General features: G+C 45.5%; 22 protein-coding genes. 8 read left to right on the top strand and 14 right to left on the bottom strand.

Translation table 11 applies throughout. The features are described from left to right. The first annotated feature begins 132 nt into the window (after nt 1-132). Together BUA14_RS29010 and abc-f are read left to right on the top strand one after the other, a co-directional pair. The gene (locus BUA14_RS29010) at nt 133-243 is read left to right on the top strand and encodes an RAxF-45 family protein (protein ID WP_427846699.1); all 111 of its coding nucleotides are present in this window, start codon (nt 133-135) and stop codon (nt 241-243) included. 182 nt (nt 244-425) lie between these two features. Then, nucleotides 426-2,333 carry a ribosomal protection-like ABC-F family protein gene (gene abc-f, locus BUA14_RS21535; protein ID WP_072774488.1) on the top strand — a complete coding sequence of 636 codons (1,908 nt, stop codon included), beginning with the start codon at nt 426-428 and terminating at the stop codon, nt 2,331-2,333. 74 nt (nt 2,334-2,407) lie between these two features. Here abc-f and floT read toward each other — a convergent pair whose 3' ends face one another. The 5 genes from floT to BUA14_RS28595 all read right to left on the bottom strand — a co-directional run bounded on the left by floT (nt 2,408) and on the right by BUA14_RS28595 (nt 6,681). Continuing rightward, nucleotides 2,408-3,895, bottom strand: a complete 1,488-nt coding sequence (gene floT / locus BUA14_RS21530; protein WP_072774487.1) for a flotillin lipid rafts scaffold protein FloT — start codon at nt 3,893-3,895, stop codon at nt 2,408-2,410. Then, entirely contained in the window at nt 3,895-4,431 is a 537-nt protein-coding gene (locus BUA14_RS21525) for an NfeD family membrane protein (protein WP_072774486.1), read from the bottom strand. The genes floT and BUA14_RS21525 overlap by 1 nt, the downstream gene beginning before the upstream one ends. Nucleotides 4,432-4,467: 36 nt before the next feature. Next, a complete protein-coding gene (locus tag BUA14_RS21520; RefSeq protein ID WP_072774485.1) occupies nt 4,468-5,136 on the bottom strand; it encodes a PspA/IM30 family protein in 669 nt (222 codons plus the stop codon). A gap of 237 nt (nt 5,137-5,373) precedes the next feature. Continuing rightward, on the bottom strand, nt 5,374-6,150 hold the full coding sequence (locus tag BUA14_RS28600) for a hypothetical protein (RefSeq protein WP_242954720.1): 777 nt from the start codon (nt 6,148-6,150) through the stop codon (nt 5,374-5,376). A gap of 81 nt (nt 6,151-6,231) precedes the next feature. Further along, nucleotides 6,232-6,681, bottom strand: coding sequence for a DUF5937 family protein (locus BUA14_RS28595; RefSeq protein ID WP_242954719.1), 450 nt, complete (start codon nt 6,679-6,681; stop codon nt 6,232-6,234). 225 nt (nt 6,682-6,906) lie between these two features. Between BUA14_RS28595 and BUA14_RS21510 the strand changes: the two genes are divergently transcribed. From BUA14_RS21510 to BUA14_RS21500, 3 genes are all read left to right on the top strand, one after another. Then, nucleotides 6,907-7,128, top strand: a complete 222-nt coding sequence (locus BUA14_RS21510; RefSeq protein ID WP_072774484.1) for a DUF1659 domain-containing protein — start codon at nt 6,907-6,909, stop codon at nt 7,126-7,128. Between the two features lie 34 nt (nt 7,129-7,162). Next, nucleotides 7,163-7,405 (top strand): DUF2922 domain-containing protein, encoded by a 243-nt coding sequence (locus BUA14_RS21505; RefSeq protein WP_072774483.1) that lies wholly within the window; start codon nt 7,163-7,165, stop codon nt 7,403-7,405. Nucleotides 7,406-7,524: 119 nt separating this feature from the next. After that, nucleotides 7,525-8,301, top strand: coding sequence for a DUF3102 domain-containing protein (locus BUA14_RS21500; RefSeq protein WP_072774482.1), 777 nt, complete (start codon nt 7,525-7,527; stop codon nt 8,299-8,301). Nucleotides 8,302-8,336: 35 nt separating this feature from the next. Here BUA14_RS21500 and BUA14_RS28095 read toward each other — a convergent pair whose 3' ends face one another. Beyond that, complete coding sequence (locus BUA14_RS28095) at nt 8,337-8,513, bottom strand: hypothetical protein (RefSeq protein WP_005811248.1); 177 nt, start codon at nt 8,511-8,513, stop codon at nt 8,337-8,339. 303 nt (nt 8,514-8,816) lie between these two features. Between BUA14_RS28095 and BUA14_RS21495 the strand changes: the two genes are divergently transcribed. Further along, nucleotides 8,817-9,572, top strand: coding sequence for a hypothetical protein (locus tag BUA14_RS21495; RefSeq protein WP_242954718.1), 756 nt, complete (start codon nt 8,817-8,819; stop codon nt 9,570-9,572). Nucleotides 9,573-9,737: 165 nt separating this feature from the next. Here the strand turns inward: BUA14_RS21495 and BUA14_RS21490 are convergent, their stop codons facing one another. The 4 genes from BUA14_RS21490 to BUA14_RS21475 form a co-directional block, all read right to left on the bottom strand. Then, nucleotides 9,738-10,307: a hypothetical protein gene (locus tag BUA14_RS21490; RefSeq protein ID WP_072774481.1), complete on the bottom strand. Its 570-nt coding sequence runs from the start codon at nt 10,305-10,307 to the stop codon at nt 9,738-9,740. A 42-nt stretch (nt 10,308-10,349) separates the two neighbouring features. Beyond that, on the bottom strand, nt 10,350-10,781 hold the full coding sequence (locus tag BUA14_RS21485; protein ID WP_072774480.1) for a hypothetical protein: 432 nt from the start codon (nt 10,779-10,781) through the stop codon (nt 10,350-10,352). 86 nt (nt 10,782-10,867) lie between these two features. Continuing rightward, a complete protein-coding gene (locus BUA14_RS21480; RefSeq protein ID WP_072774479.1) occupies nt 10,868-11,632 on the bottom strand; it encodes a DUF4367 domain-containing protein in 765 nt (254 codons plus the stop codon). Next, entirely contained in the window at nt 11,622-12,188 is a 567-nt protein-coding gene (locus BUA14_RS21475; RefSeq protein ID WP_072774478.1) for an RNA polymerase sigma factor, read from the bottom strand. The genes BUA14_RS21480 and BUA14_RS21475 overlap by 11 nt, the downstream gene beginning before the upstream one ends. 262 nt (nt 12,189-12,450) lie before the next feature. On the opposite strand from BUA14_RS21475, the gene BUA14_RS21470 reads away from it, so the two are divergent. Then, a complete protein-coding gene (locus BUA14_RS21470) occupies nt 12,451-13,089 on the top strand; it encodes a hypothetical protein (RefSeq protein WP_072774477.1) in 639 nt (212 codons plus the stop codon). 316 nt (nt 13,090-13,405) lie between these two features. Here BUA14_RS21470 and BUA14_RS21465 read toward each other — a convergent pair whose 3' ends face one another. Beyond that, the gene (locus BUA14_RS21465) at nt 13,406-13,948 is read right to left on the bottom strand and encodes an ATP phosphoribosyltransferase regulatory subunit (RefSeq protein WP_242954717.1); all 543 of its coding nucleotides are present in this window, start codon (nt 13,946-13,948) and stop codon (nt 13,406-13,408) included. A 387-nt stretch (nt 13,949-14,335) separates the two neighbouring features. On the opposite strand from BUA14_RS21465, the gene BUA14_RS21460 reads away from it, so the two are divergent. Continuing rightward, nucleotides 14,336-14,722, top strand: a complete 387-nt coding sequence (locus BUA14_RS21460; RefSeq protein WP_072774475.1) for a VOC family protein — start codon at nt 14,336-14,338, stop codon at nt 14,720-14,722. A gap of 18 nt (nt 14,723-14,740) precedes the next feature. On the opposite strand, the gene BUA14_RS21455 is transcribed toward BUA14_RS21460, so the two are convergent. The 3 genes from BUA14_RS21455 to BUA14_RS28590 all read right to left on the bottom strand — a co-directional run bounded on the left by BUA14_RS21455 (nt 14,741) and on the right by BUA14_RS28590 (nt 18,136). Further along, a complete protein-coding gene (locus BUA14_RS21455; protein ID WP_072774474.1) occupies nt 14,741-16,333 on the bottom strand; it encodes a putative ABC exporter domain-containing protein in 1,593 nt (530 codons plus the stop codon). Then, nucleotides 16,330-17,040: an ABC transporter ATP-binding protein gene (locus BUA14_RS21450; protein ID WP_072774616.1), complete on the bottom strand. Its 711-nt coding sequence runs from the start codon at nt 17,038-17,040 to the stop codon at nt 16,330-16,332. The genes BUA14_RS21455 and BUA14_RS21450 overlap by 4 nt, the downstream gene beginning before the upstream one ends. Before the next feature lie 319 nt (nt 17,041-17,359). Beyond that, complete coding sequence (locus tag BUA14_RS28590; RefSeq protein ID WP_242954716.1) at nt 17,360-18,136, bottom strand: hypothetical protein; 777 nt, start codon at nt 18,134-18,136, stop codon at nt 17,360-17,362. Nucleotides 18,137-18,361 lie beyond the last annotated feature (225 nt).

The following is an 18,361-nucleotide window of genomic DNA, read 5'->3' as shown; positions in this document are numbered from 1 at the left end:
TAATTGTTCTAACAAGTGTTTTTTTGTGCTTTTTATTTTTTTGTAATCATTCTCCCTGGCTCTTGAAAATTATACTATTCCTGATAAAATAGAATGGTATAATCACAGGAATTTCCGAGGAGGTGAGTAAGGATGCAAGCTGTTTTATGGCACGGATTTCTAATGGAATTCTTATATATTAACCGTGCTAAATTTGCCACTTTTGCTTTTAAGGGGATTATTATGCCCTTTTTCAGCAATTGAATAGCAAATCTAAAACGGCGAAAACATCTCTTACCCATTTCTATTTATATCTTATGTGGTAGTTATTGAGGAGTTGAAAGCTCCTCTTTTTTACTATCGTATCTTTTTGTAAGCTATGGGGGCAGTGTCTTTCCATAGCTTTTTTGTGTTTTCAGATCTTAAATGAATAATGGAGGTAAATCATGATTGCATGCAGTGTTAACAAAGTGACCAAAATGTACGGCGGCAACACTATTTTTTCGAATATATCCCTGGAGATCCAAGAAAATGAGCGGGTCGGTTTAGTCGGCCCTAATGGCAGCGGCAAAACCACCTTATTCAAACTGTTGGCCGGTAAAGAAGACCCTGATGCCGGGCAAGTCCATTGGAAGAAAGGTTCAAAAACCGGTTATCTTATGCAAATCCCGGACTTTGAAGATGGATTAACGGCCACAGATGTCCTGATGACCGCTTATCGTGAACTTTTAGAGATGGAAGAGACGATGAGGGAACTTGAAACAGCCATGTCTCTGGAACAAGAACAAACCAAACTGGACAAACTTATGGAAAGCTACGGCCTTCTCCTCAATCAATTCACACTCCAAGGTGGCTATGAAATCCAAGCCAACCTTGAAAAAATAGCCCAGGGACTCAACATCAGGGACTTGCTGCCCAGGTCGTTTGCTACTCTCAGCGGCGGAGAAAAAACGAAGGTCGGGTTGGCTCTTACTCTTCTTAAAAACCCGGATTTCTTATTATTGGACGAACCCACCAATCATCTCGACCTGTTTGCGGTCAAGTGGCTGGGCAGTTTCCTGAAAACTTACAACGGCACTGTCCTGGTTATCTCGCATGATCGTTTTTTTCTGGATGAAATCGTAACGAAGATCCTGGATTTAGCGGACGGTGAGCTGCACCACTACCATACCAATTACACAGGCTATGTGAAAGAAAAGGAAGAACGCCTTCTTAACGAATTCCATGCTTATGAGGAACAGCAAAAGCAGATCAAAAAAATGAAGGAAGCCATCAAACGTTTGCGGGAATGGGCCAGTCGGGCTTATCCCTCCGGCGAAGGACTCTACCGGCAAGCCAGGAATATCGAAAGAGCCCTGGAACGCATGGAAAAACTCAATCGTCCTCAGCTCAACCGCAGAAAAATGAATCTGGAGATGGAAGCTTCCGAACGAAGCGGCAAAGATGTGATTCTCCTTCAGGACGTAGCTAAAGGATTCGGCAAGCAGTCGCTTTTCACCCATGTCAATCTCCACCTTTCCTTTGGTCAGCGGGGGGCCATCGTCGGTGCAAATGGCACAGGAAAGTCTACTTTAATAAAATTGATCTTACAGGAGCTAAGCCCGGACGAAGGGAAAGTGCGTATCGGCAGCAATGTCAAAATCGGTTATCTATCCCAGCATGTTTTCTCCGACACGAAAGAAAAAACAGTGATCGAGCTTTTCCGTGAAGACATCCCCATGGCTGAAGGAGAAGCCAGAAATACTCTCGCCCGCTTCCTGTTTTACGGGCCTATGGTTTATAAGAAGGTGTCTCAGCTGAGCGGCGGGGAGCGGATGCGGCTCCGCCTGGCCCAGCTTATGTATCAGGATAATAATCTCCTGATCCTTGATGAACCCACCAATCATCTGGACATCGACTCCCTGCAAGTCCTGGAGGATGCCCTGGAAAACTATGACGGAACCTTGCTGGCTGTCTCTCATGACCGTTACTTTCTCAATAAGCTCTTTCATAAGGTGTATTGGATCGAAGCCGGAGCAGTGCACTGCTTTGAGGGAAACTTCAGCTATGCGGAAGAGAAGATGGGAACCACCACTCATCAAACTGAGAAGGTTCATAACGAGAAAATACAACCCAAGAGAGAGAAACCGACGTTCAAACAAGATGGGAGTGAATCCCTCCCGGCCAGGGATAAAATAACTCCGGACTATCGCCTCGAAAAACTGGAATCAGAACTCAAAGATTTGGAGGAACAGATATCATCCCTGGATCTTAAACTCCGGGAGATTGTGGATCTAGCCCAATTACAACAGGTCTATGCTGAGAAGGAAGGATTGGAAAAGCGCTGGCATGAGATCTTTGAGCTGTTGGAGTAGCCCCTGACACCACCGGCGGCCATGTGCACATTGATAAAGGTGCGGAAAATTTTCCGCACCTTTGGTTGGCCTGACTATTCCTGCCTATTTTTATTTTCAGGTTCAGCTGCATCCACAACCTCACCGGTGAGCTGTTTTACCAGCTTTTCCAGATCGATTCCTGACACGCTATTGAGCATTTCCGGGGCGGTAGCCATAAGAGTGGTGACATAGTTGCTTAACTTAGCTGCCCCTTGCCCCGTTCCGGTATCAACAACCGTCAATTTATCAATGGCTTTCAAGGGCTCGGCGATCTTGCCGGCTAACTCGGGCAGCATCTTGACGATAATGTCCAGAACGGCAGCCTGACCATATTTTTCAAAGGCTTCGGCCAGTTTTTCCTTAGCCTCGGCTTCAGCTAATCCCTTCAAACGGACTACTTCCGCTTCAGCCGTTCCTTTCGCCCTTTCAGCCTCGGCTATAGCCAGACCATCCAGGCGCTTCTGCTCGGCATTAGCCTTGGCTTCCGCCTCAATCTTGTATTTTAGGGCATCGGCTTCCCGCATTCTTTTGGCTTTATCCGCTTCCGCAGCCTGTTCCACTGCATACCTATCGGCATCGGCCTTTTTCTTCACTTCAGCATCATATTGCTTCTCGCGGCGCAGTATTTCTTTTTCCTGAATTTCGATTTCTTTTTCTTTCTGGACCAAAGTAACCTTCATCTGCTCTTCTGTGACCTGTTGCTGGGAACGGGCTTCCTGAATATGATAGGCTTGGTCAGCCTCAGCCATAGCCGTATCCTGTTCCTTTTTGAAGGAAGCGACTTTGAGTTCCTTTTCCTTGGTTGCTTCAGCGATGCTGGTATCTCTCAACAGCTCCGCTTTCTGACCTTCTTCGGCGGCTTTCGCTTTCTGAATCCGGGCATCACGCACTGCTTCCGCTTCCGCAACTTCGGCATCCCTCTTGACGATAGCGATCCTCGGTTTACCTAAGGCTTCAAGGTAACCGTTTTTGTCGCGGATATCTTTGATGGTAAAGGAGACGATTTGCAAACCCATTTTCCGTAAATCCTTGGCAGCAGACCCCTGGACCTCCTGAGCGAACTTATCTCGGTTACGGTAGACTTCTTCAACAGTCATCATCCCCAAAATCGCCCGCAGATGTCCTTCCAAAACTTCCTGGGCTTCCTGACTCAAAGCCTGAGCAGGCTTGCTGAGAAATTGCTCCGCTGCCGTAGCCACATCTTCCACAGAACCGCCGATTTTGATAATCGCCACCCCATCCGCCATCACCGGAACCCCCTGCTCCGTGTACACCTCCGGAGTGGTAACGTCAAGCTTATGGGAAAGCAGGGAGATAAATTTTGCTTGCTGGAAAACCGGCAGAATAAAGGCCCCGCCGCCGCGGACGATTTTAATCTTGCGGCCTGATTCGTCGGTATAAACATTTTTAGTGCCCAGGTAAGAACCGGTAACGATCATGGCTTGATCAGGACCTACCGTCTTATACCTGGCCCAAAAGGCCAACCCGAGCACAATGATGACTCCCAGCACAATCATAGGTATCGCTAAAAAATCCAACATTACATTTCCTCCTTATCATAAGGGAATACATAAAGTATTCCGTCTTTTGTTTCCCCAACCACAACTCTCGTTCCGGCAGGTATGTCCGCCTGATCAAGAGTGGCCGCGATCTGGTTGGTATTGCCCGCCCCAACCTTAAGAATCACTTCTCCATAACCTCCCACCGGGATAGGAACACTTACTTCACCAATTTTTCCTACAAGATCCTTCATGGAAAAACCTATGGAATTCTCACTGTTTTTCATAGGCTTCACATAAGCAAAATAGACCACAATCGAGAGGGCAATGGCAATCATCAGAGACAGCAGGGCTACGGGAATAGGCTCCATAACCGTATAGCGGCTCAACATTACCCCGGCCCCGCCAAAGGTCGTGATTCCTCCCACCAAAACCATCGGCTGGAGAAAATCCAAATGTTCGAAAGAGAGGATGTCGAATAAACCGTCAAAGATATCCCCTAATACATCACCAAAGATGATGCTCACCAGAGCGAAAAGCACTCCGCCGATTAAGCACATCCAGTATGCCTCCAGCATAACTATCCCCTCCCCGCGCTGTTTAACCTCCGGCCCTTACTCGTTTTTGGTCATAAGGCGTTCCTTTAAGGCTGCCAATTCTTTCTCGATTTCGGCATCCTTGCCCAGGGACTCCAATTCCTGATCAAGATCTTTTTCCTTTAAATCCCCAGCCACCTTGGCCTCGGCTTCCATACGCAGGACTTTGTCCGCCATTCTGTCAAAGTTCCTCCGGGTGCTGTCCTTACCCAATCCGCTCACGGCCCCATAGATTTCTTGCTGGGCTTTAGCCGCTTGGGCCCTGGCTACCAGGGTATCCCGCTTAACCCGCAATTTTTCGTATTCATTTTTCATCTCTTTTAACTCAGAGCGAAGCTGTTCCGCCATGGCACTGCTGTTTTCGTGTTGCCGACGGAATTCCTCGGTTTTGGCCTTATTGATTTTTTTGTCCTCAAGAGCTCGGCGGGCCAGGTCTTCACGGTTATTTGCCAAGGCCTCCATAGCCTGAGCTTCCCGTTTTTCAACCAGAGCCACCGCATCATCCAGCTGGGCTTTGAATTTCCAGGCCACTGCCAATTGCTTGGCTACAGCCACTTCCGCCTCAGCAATATCCTCTTCCATATCCCGCAGATATTGATCCAACATTTTTTCCGGGTCTTCTGCCTTATCCAGCAAACTGTTAAGATTGGCCCTGATGTTGTCACTCACCCTTTTGAATAAACTCATAACGCTCACTCCCTTTAGATTATTCCTAATCGACGCCGCCCTATGAGGGCTCTCATCAACTGACTAAGAAACCATCTGCACAATCGAGCCTTGACCGCGACCACTAAGCAGCACTATTTAAGTAGTACTACTACTATATTTCGTCATCATTATGATATATTCCTTTCCAGTATAAGAATCTTGTGGAAATCTAGTAAATATTATGTTTCCCCACTTTCACGTCCCAATTCTTTCCCTTTAGAACAAATTGAGATTCCCAGTACGCAGAGCATGCTTTTCGGCAAGGATCACCAAACGGCTGCTTAAAAGACAAAGCACCGCCAGCACTGCCAATAACCCCCCTAAGGAGGGAAGAATCTGAGTAAAGCCATATCCTTCGATGACCAGGTTTCTCAGAATCTCCAATACATAGGTAAGGGGAAATACCAAGGCGATCAGTTTTCCCCAGTAAGGCAGGGCGGCGACGGGAATACGCACTCCGGAAAAAATCAGCATGGGTTCATCCAGGATAGTGTAGAGAAAACCCGAGTCCCTGGAAAATAAGAAAATTACATTTAAAAATCCACCCCAAATCACAGCTGAAACCGCCAGAATCAGCAACCCTAAAGGAACGCTCCACCAACCGGCTAGATGAACGCCGCCGACCAACATATCCGCTAACTGCTGGGTACAGTAGGGATGATAAAACACCTGCCTGAGAATCTTCATCCGGCTCTCATCCGACATGGCGTTCATGATACCCAGCAGATCCCTGGGAACAGCGTCATAGCGTTCCGCACCGGGAACGGTTACCGCGTACCCCACAGTAACTGTAGATTCATTGGTCCCCAATAAAAGATGGGGGGCTATGAACGCGGACGGTCGAACTATAATCCTGGCAATGTCCTGATAGGAAAACCGCCAGGTTTGGGCTTTATAGAAAAGAATTTCCTGTTCGTCAAGAACAAAACGCGGATGAATGGATTCCATGACCGCCAGAGGCTCTTTACGAAGCCTTTCCTGGAAGGTATGCACAGAAGAAATCAACCAAGGCTCGATCCGGCGCAGCTCTTTGGAAAAATGCTCCTGGTAATAGGTGAGGAGCAGCTCTGCAAATTATCGGCGCCAAGTGGCCGGCTTGAGTAAAAGAGGCCGTTCCTTCCGCCATTGTTCCTTATCCACTTCCTTACCCTGCAACCACAGATCGACCTGGTCCAGCGGCATGGCTTGCCCCAGCAAGCAGTAGACAAACTGTCTCTCCTCAACTGCCAAAAGCTTTTCGATTCCTTCTTCTACTGAGGATTCCTGAAAACCACCCAGATCATGGAGATCATAAAGGTTCAGCCAATCGTTGGAAATCTGCCCCAATTCGACTAGTTGCCTTTTCAGAGCAGGGGAAAGTAAGGCCTCTGTTTCCCGTGCCCAATTCAGTCTCCCCAAATGGTGTTCCGGATCCTGTAAAACATGAAGGCTGACCACCATTTCTAAAAACGGCGAGTATTCGATCAGCACATGTTTTTGCAGCCAATTGCCGAGCAGTGCGCTCCCCTCCATTTGATTAGCCATTCGGCTAATCCTTGATTGGATTTAGGTAAATTGCCTAAATTATAGAGATATGTCTATCGGATGTCAAGATCTTTTAGCCTTAAAATTTTCCCATTTCCACATCCCAAAATTACAAATATAGGAAGTTTCTTGCAGACAAGTGTAACCCCCTCTCCCAGGGGAGCATAGAGTATAGAGACGGGCCCCTTCAGGGCCGGTCAACATCAAACTAAGGGGGGAATAATCATGACAGTCGTTTCTATTCCTTTAGCTACGGAAATGATCGTCCGGTATCAGACCGGAATGGTCAACGGCTCGCCGGTTATCCGGCAAAAGAGCATTACCGGGCTTAAGGCAGAGGTAACTGACGCCGACCTTTATGAAGTGGCGGTCGCACTGTTTGATTTGTTAGACTATCCCTTAATATCCGTAACCCGGAATAACCGCTATGATCTCATCGAGGAGTAAACTATGAACTATTTTGTTCAAAGGAGGTCCGAATATGGCTGAGAACAGTCAAAAGAAGATCCTACGCTTGACTTTCGCGACGACTCTGGGGAGCACCTTTAGTCTTACTTTGCCCGCCCCCAAAGAAGAGTTAACCGCTTTGGAAGCGGAAGCCGCCATGAACCTTATTCTTGCTAAGAATATGTTCATGACAACCGGGGGCGAGCTGGGTGGTATCCGCGACATCAAAGTGGTGGATACCACTACTGCAGATTTATATGATCCGCCCCAGTATTAATCCTTTTACTCTTTAGCGGCCATTCAGGCCGCTCTTCTGACCGGGTCCGGCCCTGCCGCCGGAATCTTATGGAGCTTTTCTACTGGAAAAGCTGAATAATAAGTAAAGGGGCAGATTGTATGGATCTGGAACTAAGCAGCCGTACGCCTCAAATCATTGCGGCTGAAATCAACAGTATCAAAGAACAAACCGGAAAAATCCTTCTTCAGAGTGCCGTTGAGATTGGACGCCGCCTCACGGAGGCCAAGGCCATGGTCGATCATGGCGAATGGCAGAAATGGCTGGAAAGCTCGGTGAGTTACTCCCAAAGCACAGCCAATAAACTGATGCGCGTCTTCGCGGAGTACGGGTCCAAGCTGACCGCCGGCCATCAGGGCGGCGCAAATTCGGAATCGATTACGAGTTTAAGCTACACCCAGGCGGTTATCCTCCTGGGGGTTCCCGAGGAGGAGCGTGAGTCCTTCATCGTCGAGAACGATGTGGCCAGCCTGTCTACCCGCGAGCTTCAGCAGGTAGTCCAAGAAAGAGAGCCGGCTCCCAACGACACCATTACTCAATTAACCGCCGAGCGCGACGACCTGAGAAAACAGGCCTCCAGCCTGAAGGCGGCGGGCAGGACGAACGAAGCCACCATCAAGACCCTGCAGGAGCAGCTGGAAGCAGCTAAGAAAGGCGACGCATCCGCCGGCAAAATCGCCGCCCTGGAGAAAGAACTTAAAACTGCCCGGGCTAAGGTTTCCGCCAACAAAATTATTTTTCATTTTGACAGCCTGGCCAAATCCTTCAACGAATTGCTGAAGGAACTGGCGAAATTAGCCCCGGCGGACCCGGAAACCCACCAAAAATACAAAGGCGAGATCAATGAATTTATCGGGAAAATGAGAGAAATGCTGTAGTGCGTTCAGGCCCGAGGATAACTTTGACGGCCGTCTCAACCGGGGCTGCCGTCCCGGTCTTTCTTCTCTTCAGACTCCAATTCTTCAAGCCGTAAGAGAAATTTTTTCCATTCCTCATCCACATCGGGAACTTTGATGAGGGATAATTCCTTTTCAATCTCCCTTTTGATAGCCTCATCCAATTGCCGATCGTCCATACTTCTCCATTTCATGCTTTTACCTCCTTCTCTGGCCTGCTGGTGTTTAACGGCCGGCCGAATTTACTCCCCTACTATTTAGAGGGTTTATCTCGTGAAAAGGTTACAGAATTAGCCATTAAACTTTTTTATAGCACAACGAATATGTCCTATTTTCAAGCTGTAAGAACACCAATGATATCACTCGATTTGTCCTGTCCACATGAAAATATGAATGTGCAATCTCCCAAAAATTATTAATCTTATATAGAGTTTCGCATTTTTTTTGTGTTGCAAGAAATCATTTAGATTGTCTATATAAAGTAGAAAAAGGAGGCTTTGAAAATAAACTCCTCTTTCGATGAAGGAAAACCGCCGGTTTTGCTGATGATTCATAGTGTGATGAAAAATATTCCGGAGGACGAGAGAGTGAAAAAGATACTATCTATAGGCTTGATACTGGTACTCACCCTGACCCTGAACACTGCCTGCAGCCCAACGCCCAAGCCGAGCACAGTAAATTCTTCAGAGACACCGCCGGAATCCCTTCCCGGATTATCCCGTTCTCTGGGGGATCTGCTTCAGGAGCAGCCGGCACTGGAATCTATCATTTACCAACGGGGCTGGGATAAGCTCTGGTTATGCGTGGGGATAAACAATGATGCTTCCGATAAGTTACGAACTCTTGGCAGTTATGGACTGATATCCGATATTGAGCAGATACTGTGGATGGTATCCCGCAGTGAATTCACCGATACTGAAAGTGAGAAAAAAAGTGCCGCAGAGCTTCCCGTCATTAAAGAAAGCGAGCTAAACCTTCCCCATGATGAAACGATGCTTTTTTATGATCATACCGGCAGTAAGCATAGTTGGATCAGGCTGAATTACAAGCCCTATATCCCCGGTCAGGGAATGAAGGCCTGGACCCATAAGGATCTTATTATCTATATTGATCCTGATTGTGAGGCCAATGCTTTTTTAGGCGTTCAGGACCCTCAAAATGATAACCTTTGGGAGATTCATGCCCTTCCTGGCTGCGGGCCCTGGCTGGCGAAAGAAATTGATATGCTTGCTTCTATGACAACCGCACTGTAAAAATTTGAGCCTAAAATCTTACCTATCTGCAAGCAATAAATCAAATCAATACCTTGCTTTCTCATAAGTTAAGACAACCAAGGCCCCTTTTTGCAACAAGAAAAAGCTGGTCTCTCCTTAATTTAAGGATAAACCAGCTAAGATCACATAAGATATCCTTTCACGCTACCCCCAGTACTCAAAATGACCATTACTATATTTAAGACTATAACCTTTTAGCGTCGTCGGGGGGACGCCCCCTGTAAGCTTCACTAAGTTCTCATCCAAATTAGCACTACCTTTAGTTGAATCCAAATTCAATCCCAGTTTTTTATAGGTAATAAATTTTACTATATACTCCCCGTCTTCTTTCTGAGTAACGGGCCCTATTTTAAAAATCAACTCCTGTTCAGGGTTTATCTGGCTTTGAATATAGGCCTCAGCTTTATTCACAATTTCCTGATCCTTTGGGTCATACTCATACAGCGGGAGTTCTATTCCCGATTTGGGAAAATTCACAAAAAAGCTGTCATAGATATCACATACGGCTGCCGTTTGATACAGCTTCCCCCGTGCATCCTGATATTTTTCTTTTGCTGTTTTCAGCTCTTCAACTCTTTGATTTAATTCGTTGGTTGTCCAGCTTAGTTGAGAAGCCAGCTCACTTTTTGTGTTAATCTGGATTGCCAAGGCGATTCCCAGACCTATGCTGAGCAGTAAAAGTACGACGACGATAGTTTTCTGTGAAATTTTCATTCCAAATCACCATGTTCCACTTTGAAATTTAAAAGCTAACCATTAATATATTTTTACAGCCGAATATTCAGATTGGGTTTCCAACAGTTTGTTGGAAGCGTCATATACCTTGACAGTAACACATACCCGATAAGTTCCCCTGGTAACATAGTAATCATTTATTGTTTCAACTCCAGGAACGCCCGGTCCAGATACACTCCAGTCTTTAATCTTAATCCAACTGTTTCCGGAAAGTTTCTGTAATTCAACATTTACAGTTATTGTATGAGAACTGCTGTAAGTCGAAGCCGCCCCAAAAGAGGTTGATCTTCCTGATGAGTCAATCGATAGACCTGGAACTATCGCGTAAATATATGTGTATAAAGGGGTTACAATACTTTGTTCCTTCAGGTTTTCACCTCTCATCGCATACACCGGTATGACGGAAAATGCCGTCATAAAAACAATAAGAAACATACAAACAACTTTTTTCATATAAATAAAACCTCCTTAGCTTTCTCGTAAATAGAGACAACCAAGGAAGGTTTTTGCAACAGATTTTTATTTTCTTTTATACTACTCTACTCTACAAATTTTACACTTCGAGCTATCCTTATCACTATATCTTCATCGATCTGAGAATAAATCCAAAACATACGGCCATCCATTTCCCAAACGATCGTAACTACAGAATTTTTAACGATGAGTCTTCCCTGATGCCCATTGATGTCGATGGCTTCAAATTTATCGGCATTCTCTGTATCCAGTGCGAGTTCACTTCCTTCTCTTAATTCCGAGTAGGAAATAATAGAATCCTGCTGGTCGCTGAACACAATTGTTTTTACAAAAGTTCCGTCGGAAACTTTGCTGACTTCATATCCTTCCGGTATATATGTCGGTACATAGGCCTTAGTCCAATTAACAACCGGTCCTTCCCTATTGGCACGATTATCCTCATCCCTTATTTGAAAAGAGGTATGATCCTGTTGAATATCTATAAAAAAGTTCAATACCTTGACTCTTAAGGCCTGCACACTCGCTACTGTAGTAAATAACAGTGCAATGACAATCAGCATGGCTAGAGCCGCTCTATTGGAAATGCCTATAATATGCTTCCTTCTGAGGGAGGCCTTCGCTTTCTTGAAGTAGGTATCCAGTCGGCGGTTAAATTTCTCGAGTGCTTCCTGGGATGGCAAAAACTCCGGTTCACTTTTTAAGCGTTCAATTTCTTCTAAATAACCCTTTCCCTCTTTTTCAGCAGCTTCATCCATAATCAATCTGAATAAGCTGTCTTCATAGTCCTCATAGAGCTTTTTGCGGGTTTGTTCCGGGCTCTTATTTGCCATCCTGATTCACCTCCTTGTCGATGAGCTTTTTGGCTTTGCGGCGGCTTCTGGTCAAATACTGCCGTACACTGGCGGGAGCTATACCTAAGATTTGCCCGAGCTGCTCATTATCCATTTCCAGGATATATTTAAAGTACAACAAATCTTTCTCTTTTTCAGGAAGCCTGGCTATGGCTTTACCCAGCTCTTCAATTCGTTCCTCGCGAATAACGCTCTCCTCAACTGCTTCATAGTCAGGAATCTTCTCAGCTAAATCTTCCCCTGCCCCATAAAATAAATATTTATTTTCCACATCTCTGTGTTTTATAAAATTAATCGCCACGCTTCTAGCAGTATAGACAACATAGGCAGCTGTTTTGCAACACTCTAAAGTTCGAATTAGAGAAATCTTTTCCATAAGCTTAATAAACGTATCATTGATCAGATCTTCCAGGCTTTCCTGATCATGAGTGATATCCATAATTTTCTTACGGACGAGACCGTAATAATCCTGATATAAATTCAATATAAAAGCTCTGTCGCTATCATCTGTTATACCGGTTAATAACATCAGCACCGTACATTCACTCCTCCTCTCAGAACAATAATAACACATATTCCTTTAAATAGGTGTTTATGGTAACTGCAGGGGTATTAGGGGGGAAGCAATGAGCATGGTTTCACTCTAGCTCTGTAGCTAAAAACAGCCAATCTAAAAAATTCAGCCTGGCATTTCTGCCCAGACATGGCTTTGAATTCATAATCAAAAATAATTTGTTGCAAAAACTCATGTCGGTTGTTTTATTATATAGAAATTAAAATTTGGGAGGTTGAGTAAAATGAAAAAAGCTGTCTATCTCTTTTTATTAGTTTTGATTACAGGAAGTCTGCTTTCAGGCTGCAACAAGAAAAGTACACCCAGCGCCAATGACGTCCCTCCTCCGGCAAGTGTTCCAGGGCTGGAGCAGGCGTTAAAGTTGCCGGATGAGGAACTGCTGGACAGATACTGCAGTGGCATAGACCTTTGTCTTGGGGACGATTTGCTTTTCGCCTACGCAAAGGATATTCCTTCTGAAACGCTTTTTACTTTTTTCTGTTATATGACCAGCAATCAATATGTATATGAGCGAAACTACCAGGACAAGAAATGGTATTCCAAAACTGACGATAAATATCATGTCCCGGTAGCTGATATCGAGGAGGTGTTAAACCGCTATTTTGACGGACATAACTTCGACCCAGCTCAAATCGACGGTTACCAGCCGCAAGCACAAGAGATTGTGGCCGGCGGCCTGAGTGGATTCGGCGGGGGCCGCTTTCCGAAATTAGTTGCAAAAGAACAGCAGGATAATGATACGTTGAAGCTGACAGTTGATTATTATGATGATCAATATAAAAATGTTTTCTATACCAAAGCCTATACTCTCCGCTTTACTGCGGAAGGTTATCAGTATTTGTCCATCAAAAAAGTGGTTTAAAAAGGATAATCTATAGATATTAATTCGTAAATATGGCAAAAAGAGCAATAGGCCTGAATGGCTTATCGCTCCTTTCCCCATTATAAAACTTCCTGTGCTGTTTCTAGCTTATGCTCATACTGGAGGAATCATCAGCTTTTTAAGCTTCTGAAATGCCGACAGCATATCTGATAATTCCTCAGCCGTTAATTTTGAGTAGTATTTATCATAAAACTTCTGATAAGAAGATTCCAGCTCTTTTTTGTAACGATGGCCTTGTTCCCCTAATCCAATCGAATACACCCGCTTATCATGAGCGTCCTTTTGTATTTGGCTACTATTTCCGCTTCAGCTTCCTGGGTTGTTCGAATAAGACCACATCATAATCCTTGTGTAATTCATCGGCTATGCTATTTGCTTCAATAAAATTGTCATCAAAGAATACGGCAACCTTCTCTTTTGCGCCAGGAATGATGAAATTTCTATCCTTCAGTATGCTGAAGATTCTCTCAAACCCAATGGAAAAGCCTACAGCCGGGACATTCTCTTTTAAGAACTTCCCAATAAGGTTATCATAGCGGCCGCCACCCGCAATTGAGCTATTGAATTCACTGCTTTCGATTTCAAAAACCGTTCCTGTATAATACCCTTGTCCTCTGACTAAAGACAAATCAAATTCTATAGCATAGTTATCCTCTGCCAAAAGCTCTACTTCCCTGATTATTTTTGCCAGATTATCAATATCTTCAAGGGCCGGAGTCATAATTCTTTCGAATCCATTGGCTTTATAAGTCTCTAAGATACTTCCTTGTATGAAGTCTCTTAAGCTAACGTCTTTAGGCAAAAAATCGCTGGCCCCTTTTACTGTTCCGCTCTTCATAATTATCAGCCCTTTTCCTAAAAAATAAAAAGCCATCCAGGTTGAAGCTATACCTGAATGGCTGAATACTTTAAATATATCCACGCATCACAGGCATAACCAAAAGCGATTATACCTATAATTGCAAAAGTCATAGGTGAGAAGTTTTGTAAATCATACTGCTTTTGCCGCACTATGTCAAGAAGCCGGCTGATTTAACATCTGGAATATATTTTAACAAAGTGCTATAATGCGCATAAATATGGCATGCTTTCCTATCTTCAACTAAGAGGTGAGGGCTTTGAAAGCAGTAAACAATCTTGCAAATTGCCTTTAGGGCGTAATGAACATTATCTATAGAGGATTTGGCTATAATGAACGCTTTATATTGCAGAAAGGAGCCGGTAAATGAGTAACATACCTACAATCAAATTGAAGTCCATTGTCATTGATTGCCCTGATATTCAAGCTTTAGCCGATTTTTACATCCGGATGCTTGGCTGGGAAAAGGATTATGTAGAAGAAGGAGAGTTTCTGGACATCCGCCCCCCTTTAGGCGGCCCTAAGATCGCCTTTCAAACCAATACGGACTACGTTCCGCCTGTCTGGCCGGAAGAACCCAATGCTCAGCAGCAGATGCTGCACATTGACTTTGCGGTACAAAGCAAGGAAGCTATGGAACGTGCTGTGAAACACGCCATTTCATGTGGCGCAACGAAAGCAGCTACCCAGTATAGCGACGAGTGGACGGTCATGTTTGACCCTGTGGGGCATCCCTTTTGTTTTGTCGTTTAGTGATAGTTTGCTTCCGCCTTATTTTCCGGTTCTTAACACAGGCATATCGCAGTTATGCAAAATTCCCTTGGACAAGGCAAAGCAAAGGAGACCGACAAGGAGTTCCCAGCCGGCGAGAACCCCCATTCCAATCAACACCCCAATCCCTTCGATCATACTGCCAAGGGCAATCGCGGCCGCCAAACCCGGTGCCATGATGATCATGACGGCGAACATGTAAAGCATGATCATCAGCCCGGCGCTGACGTCCGCACCCGTCCAGCGCATGGATAGATAATTGATGCCCAGCAGAAGGAAAGAAAACAAAGTATAAACCGCAATGGTCAGAACAATCAACACAATATTTTCACCCATGATCAAACCGCTGACGGAGAACAAAACCACACTTTCCTCCAGAACCTTAAAGGCAATCTCCAAATTGCTCCAGACGATTTTCCGAAAAGAACTATCGGGAATCAGGTAGATATAATGGGCATACAGCTCCTTCAACCCTCTCCCTGTCCCGATCATGAAAATTTGTATCCACATCAGAATCTGCAGGATAATCAATAGGCCGCCACCCGCATCGGAGGGCAGAAACAAAGATAAAATTGCCACACTCACAATCATAATAAGGGATGGTAATCCCCAAAGGCCAAACCGGTTGGCGCGGAAGGATTCACGCAGGTGTTTGTAAAAAATCGTGTTCGAACCAAGTCCGCTGATGCCCGTCCTGGCCACCTTTATTTTCTTAGCCGAAGCAGCTTCCGGGTTAATCTGCCCCTCGGATAGGCTGCGTTTTTTCTCAAAGGTGGTTTCGGTGGCCACCAGTACATCCTCATAATAATCGGGGTTGCTCAAAGCGATATAGAGAATCAGGAGTGCGCCGGTCAGCACCGTTATGCCCAGAAACAGCAGGCCCTTTGCCAGGTCGCCGGCAATCAGCGCAACAACACCCTCCGAGGCCCAGCCTGCTACCGGTGTCCAGGAAAACACCGGCGACCGCATGGTAGTTTCCAGCCCCATCATCGGGTTACCGGTGACCGTAAGCTGGCTGCCCAGCGTTGCTACAAGCGGCAGAAAGACTGCTACGGCGATGATTCTCACCGCCATTTTCCGCTTGGGCCTGCTGTTGGTCAGGGTGTAAATCAACAGAGATATAATCTGAAGCAGGCTGTTGGCCAGCATAAACCCAAGCAGGACAATGAGCACTGCGTCAAATCCGACCCCAAAGCCGAGCTTAAGGGAATTGCTTTGGAAGAGAATAAAAAATCCGGCGAGAAAGGACATTTTGGCCATTTTAACAATTCCGTACATCAAAATCAGGCGGGGGTTGACCGGAGAAACGAACAGCAAATTGACATCATTCATGTCAAAGATTGCATCACCGTTGGAAAGTCCTTTTTGAACCGCAATCACGACAAAAAGCAGAATGAGCAGAAAAAGAATCCCCTTTAACCAGATGATATCCTGGAAACTGTCCCCTTCCTGGGTGGTAAACAGCGAAAGAACAATGAGTCCCACAATCATGGCAATGAATATAATCCACATAATCAGCTTTGCCGGCTTGCGCAGTAACTCAAAAAAACTGTTTTTGGCGCTTTTCACCAACAGGAACACCAGGCTGTTCATTGTGCACCCCCTTGAAGCTTTCTTTCCGTGATCGCAAAATAGACATCTTCCAGGCTTCGGCCTGCTATCTCCCCACGGCGGACTACGCGCTCTATTTTGCCCTTGACCATAATATAGGTCACGTCCCAATTGTCTTCCATACTTTCAATCATATGGGTGCTCACAATCAGAGCGCAACCGCTGTCCCGAAGCTGGGCAATCAGGTTTTTCAGCTCACGAATGCCATGGGGATCAAGCCCAACCAGCGGTTCATCAAAAATAACGGTCTTGGGTTCCGGCAAAAGCGCACAGCAGACACTGACCTTTTGCTGCATTCCTTTGGAAAGCTCTTTGCCTAACTTCAGCTTCTTATCATCCAGTTCAAAGCGGCGGAGCAGTTCCTCCGCTCTTTCCTCCCAACTTTCCAGCCGATACGCCTTGGCAATGAATTCCAAGTGTTCGCTCACCGTCAGCATTGGGTAGAGTACAGGGAATTCCGGCACATACCCCAAGAGCCGCTTCGCTTCCACCGTATGATTTTCATGCCCTCCGATCGTGATGGAACCCTTATACCGCAGCAGCCCGCATACGGATTTTATTAATGTGGATTTCCCCGCGCCGTTGGGACCCAGAAGAACGGCAAGCTCCCCGGCCGACACCGAAAGATTGATGTTATCGTTAGCCTTTAACTTGCCATATTTTTTGGTCATATTATGTACGTCGATCAAGGCAATCTTCCTTCCCTGTTCAGGTAACCATAGCATAGCAGAAAAAAGCTCTTCCCTGCCTTTCATGATTCCAATAAAACAAGACGATTATGCACATCCCAACTTAATATCGATGCGCCAACGGCTGTGCTGCATAGGCTACTCCACCTGCCATTGAGGGCAAAACGGTATACTATAACCAATAATTGACTCTAAATGGGCTTATCTAAATTGAGTGTGCAAGAATTCCACTCATCTGAAAAAGCATCTATAAAAAATAAAAAAAGCTTGGTTTGTGCCAGACGCACAAACCAAGCTTCACTTATACTGCAGATTTTATCTAGGCGATTTGTGTGATAACCAGTTGAGCCGAAACAGGTACTGTACCCCCGGCGATAGGGGTAATGGTCAGCGCTGTTGCGTTGTCGGCAGGGTTTCGGACAGTGAGCACTGAATCAGTGACCGTTGTCGTCACATAGGCCATTCCCACTATTTGAGAAGTACCGGTTGCCCGCCCGACTGCCGTATATGCCAAGTCGTCCCCATCGAGAGTTAAAACCAACTGACCCGCCTCGCTCACACTTACCTGGAACAAAACCTGATAAGTGCCGATTGCAGACAAGTTAAATTCAGTATCACTCGTTCTGGTAATCGTTGTTCCGCTGGTAGGTCCATCTTGGGGAAAGCTTACGTCAGTACCGGGAGCAACTGTTGCCGCATTATCAGGTGGCATCAGGGCAAAAAAGTCTGCAAAGTTTGATGCTGCCGGTAAAGTGGTATTGTCAAGTTCTGCCGGCAAGACTCGATGGGCTGCCACTAAATTGCCTACCTCATCCTTCCCCCAGGCCGATATGACTACTTTCGGTGAGCTGGTGGAAAATTGAAATTCAAAAGCATCAAAATCGGCAAAATATATTTTTTCCACCGCTTCACCGGGCAACAGATTAATGGACTCTAATACATAGAGTACTTTTGCTGCACCCAAAACGAAGCTGCCTTCAGTCGTCACCGATTCTGTTGTGGTCCCATCATTTGTAATCCTTACTACCAAGGTAACGGTTGGTCTGACCCCGAATACAGCAGTATTTTCAATCAAACCGGTTGTTAATTCAGCCATTAGTTTATCCCTCCACATCGTTTAGCACCAAGTGCATGTCATAATCAAACAGTTTCGCCAAAATACTGTCCTCAATACAATATATGGAATTTATTGATACAAGTTAATTAATATGGAGCAATTTAAAAATATTTTTATACTGAGGAAGGTGAGCGTCATGAATTCATACTGCTTGATGTATATAGAAGAAAAATACAGCCAGCCACCATCATGAGCTTCCTCCGC

It is taken from the genome of Desulfitobacterium chlororespirans DSM 11544 (assembly GCF_900143285.1).
Taxonomy (GTDB): Bacteria; Bacillota; Desulfitobacteriia; order Desulfitobacteriales; family Desulfitobacteriaceae; genus Desulfitobacterium; species Desulfitobacterium chlororespirans.
Note: the sequence above shows the minus strand (reverse complement) of the source record. Positions and strands in the feature narration are given on the sequence as shown.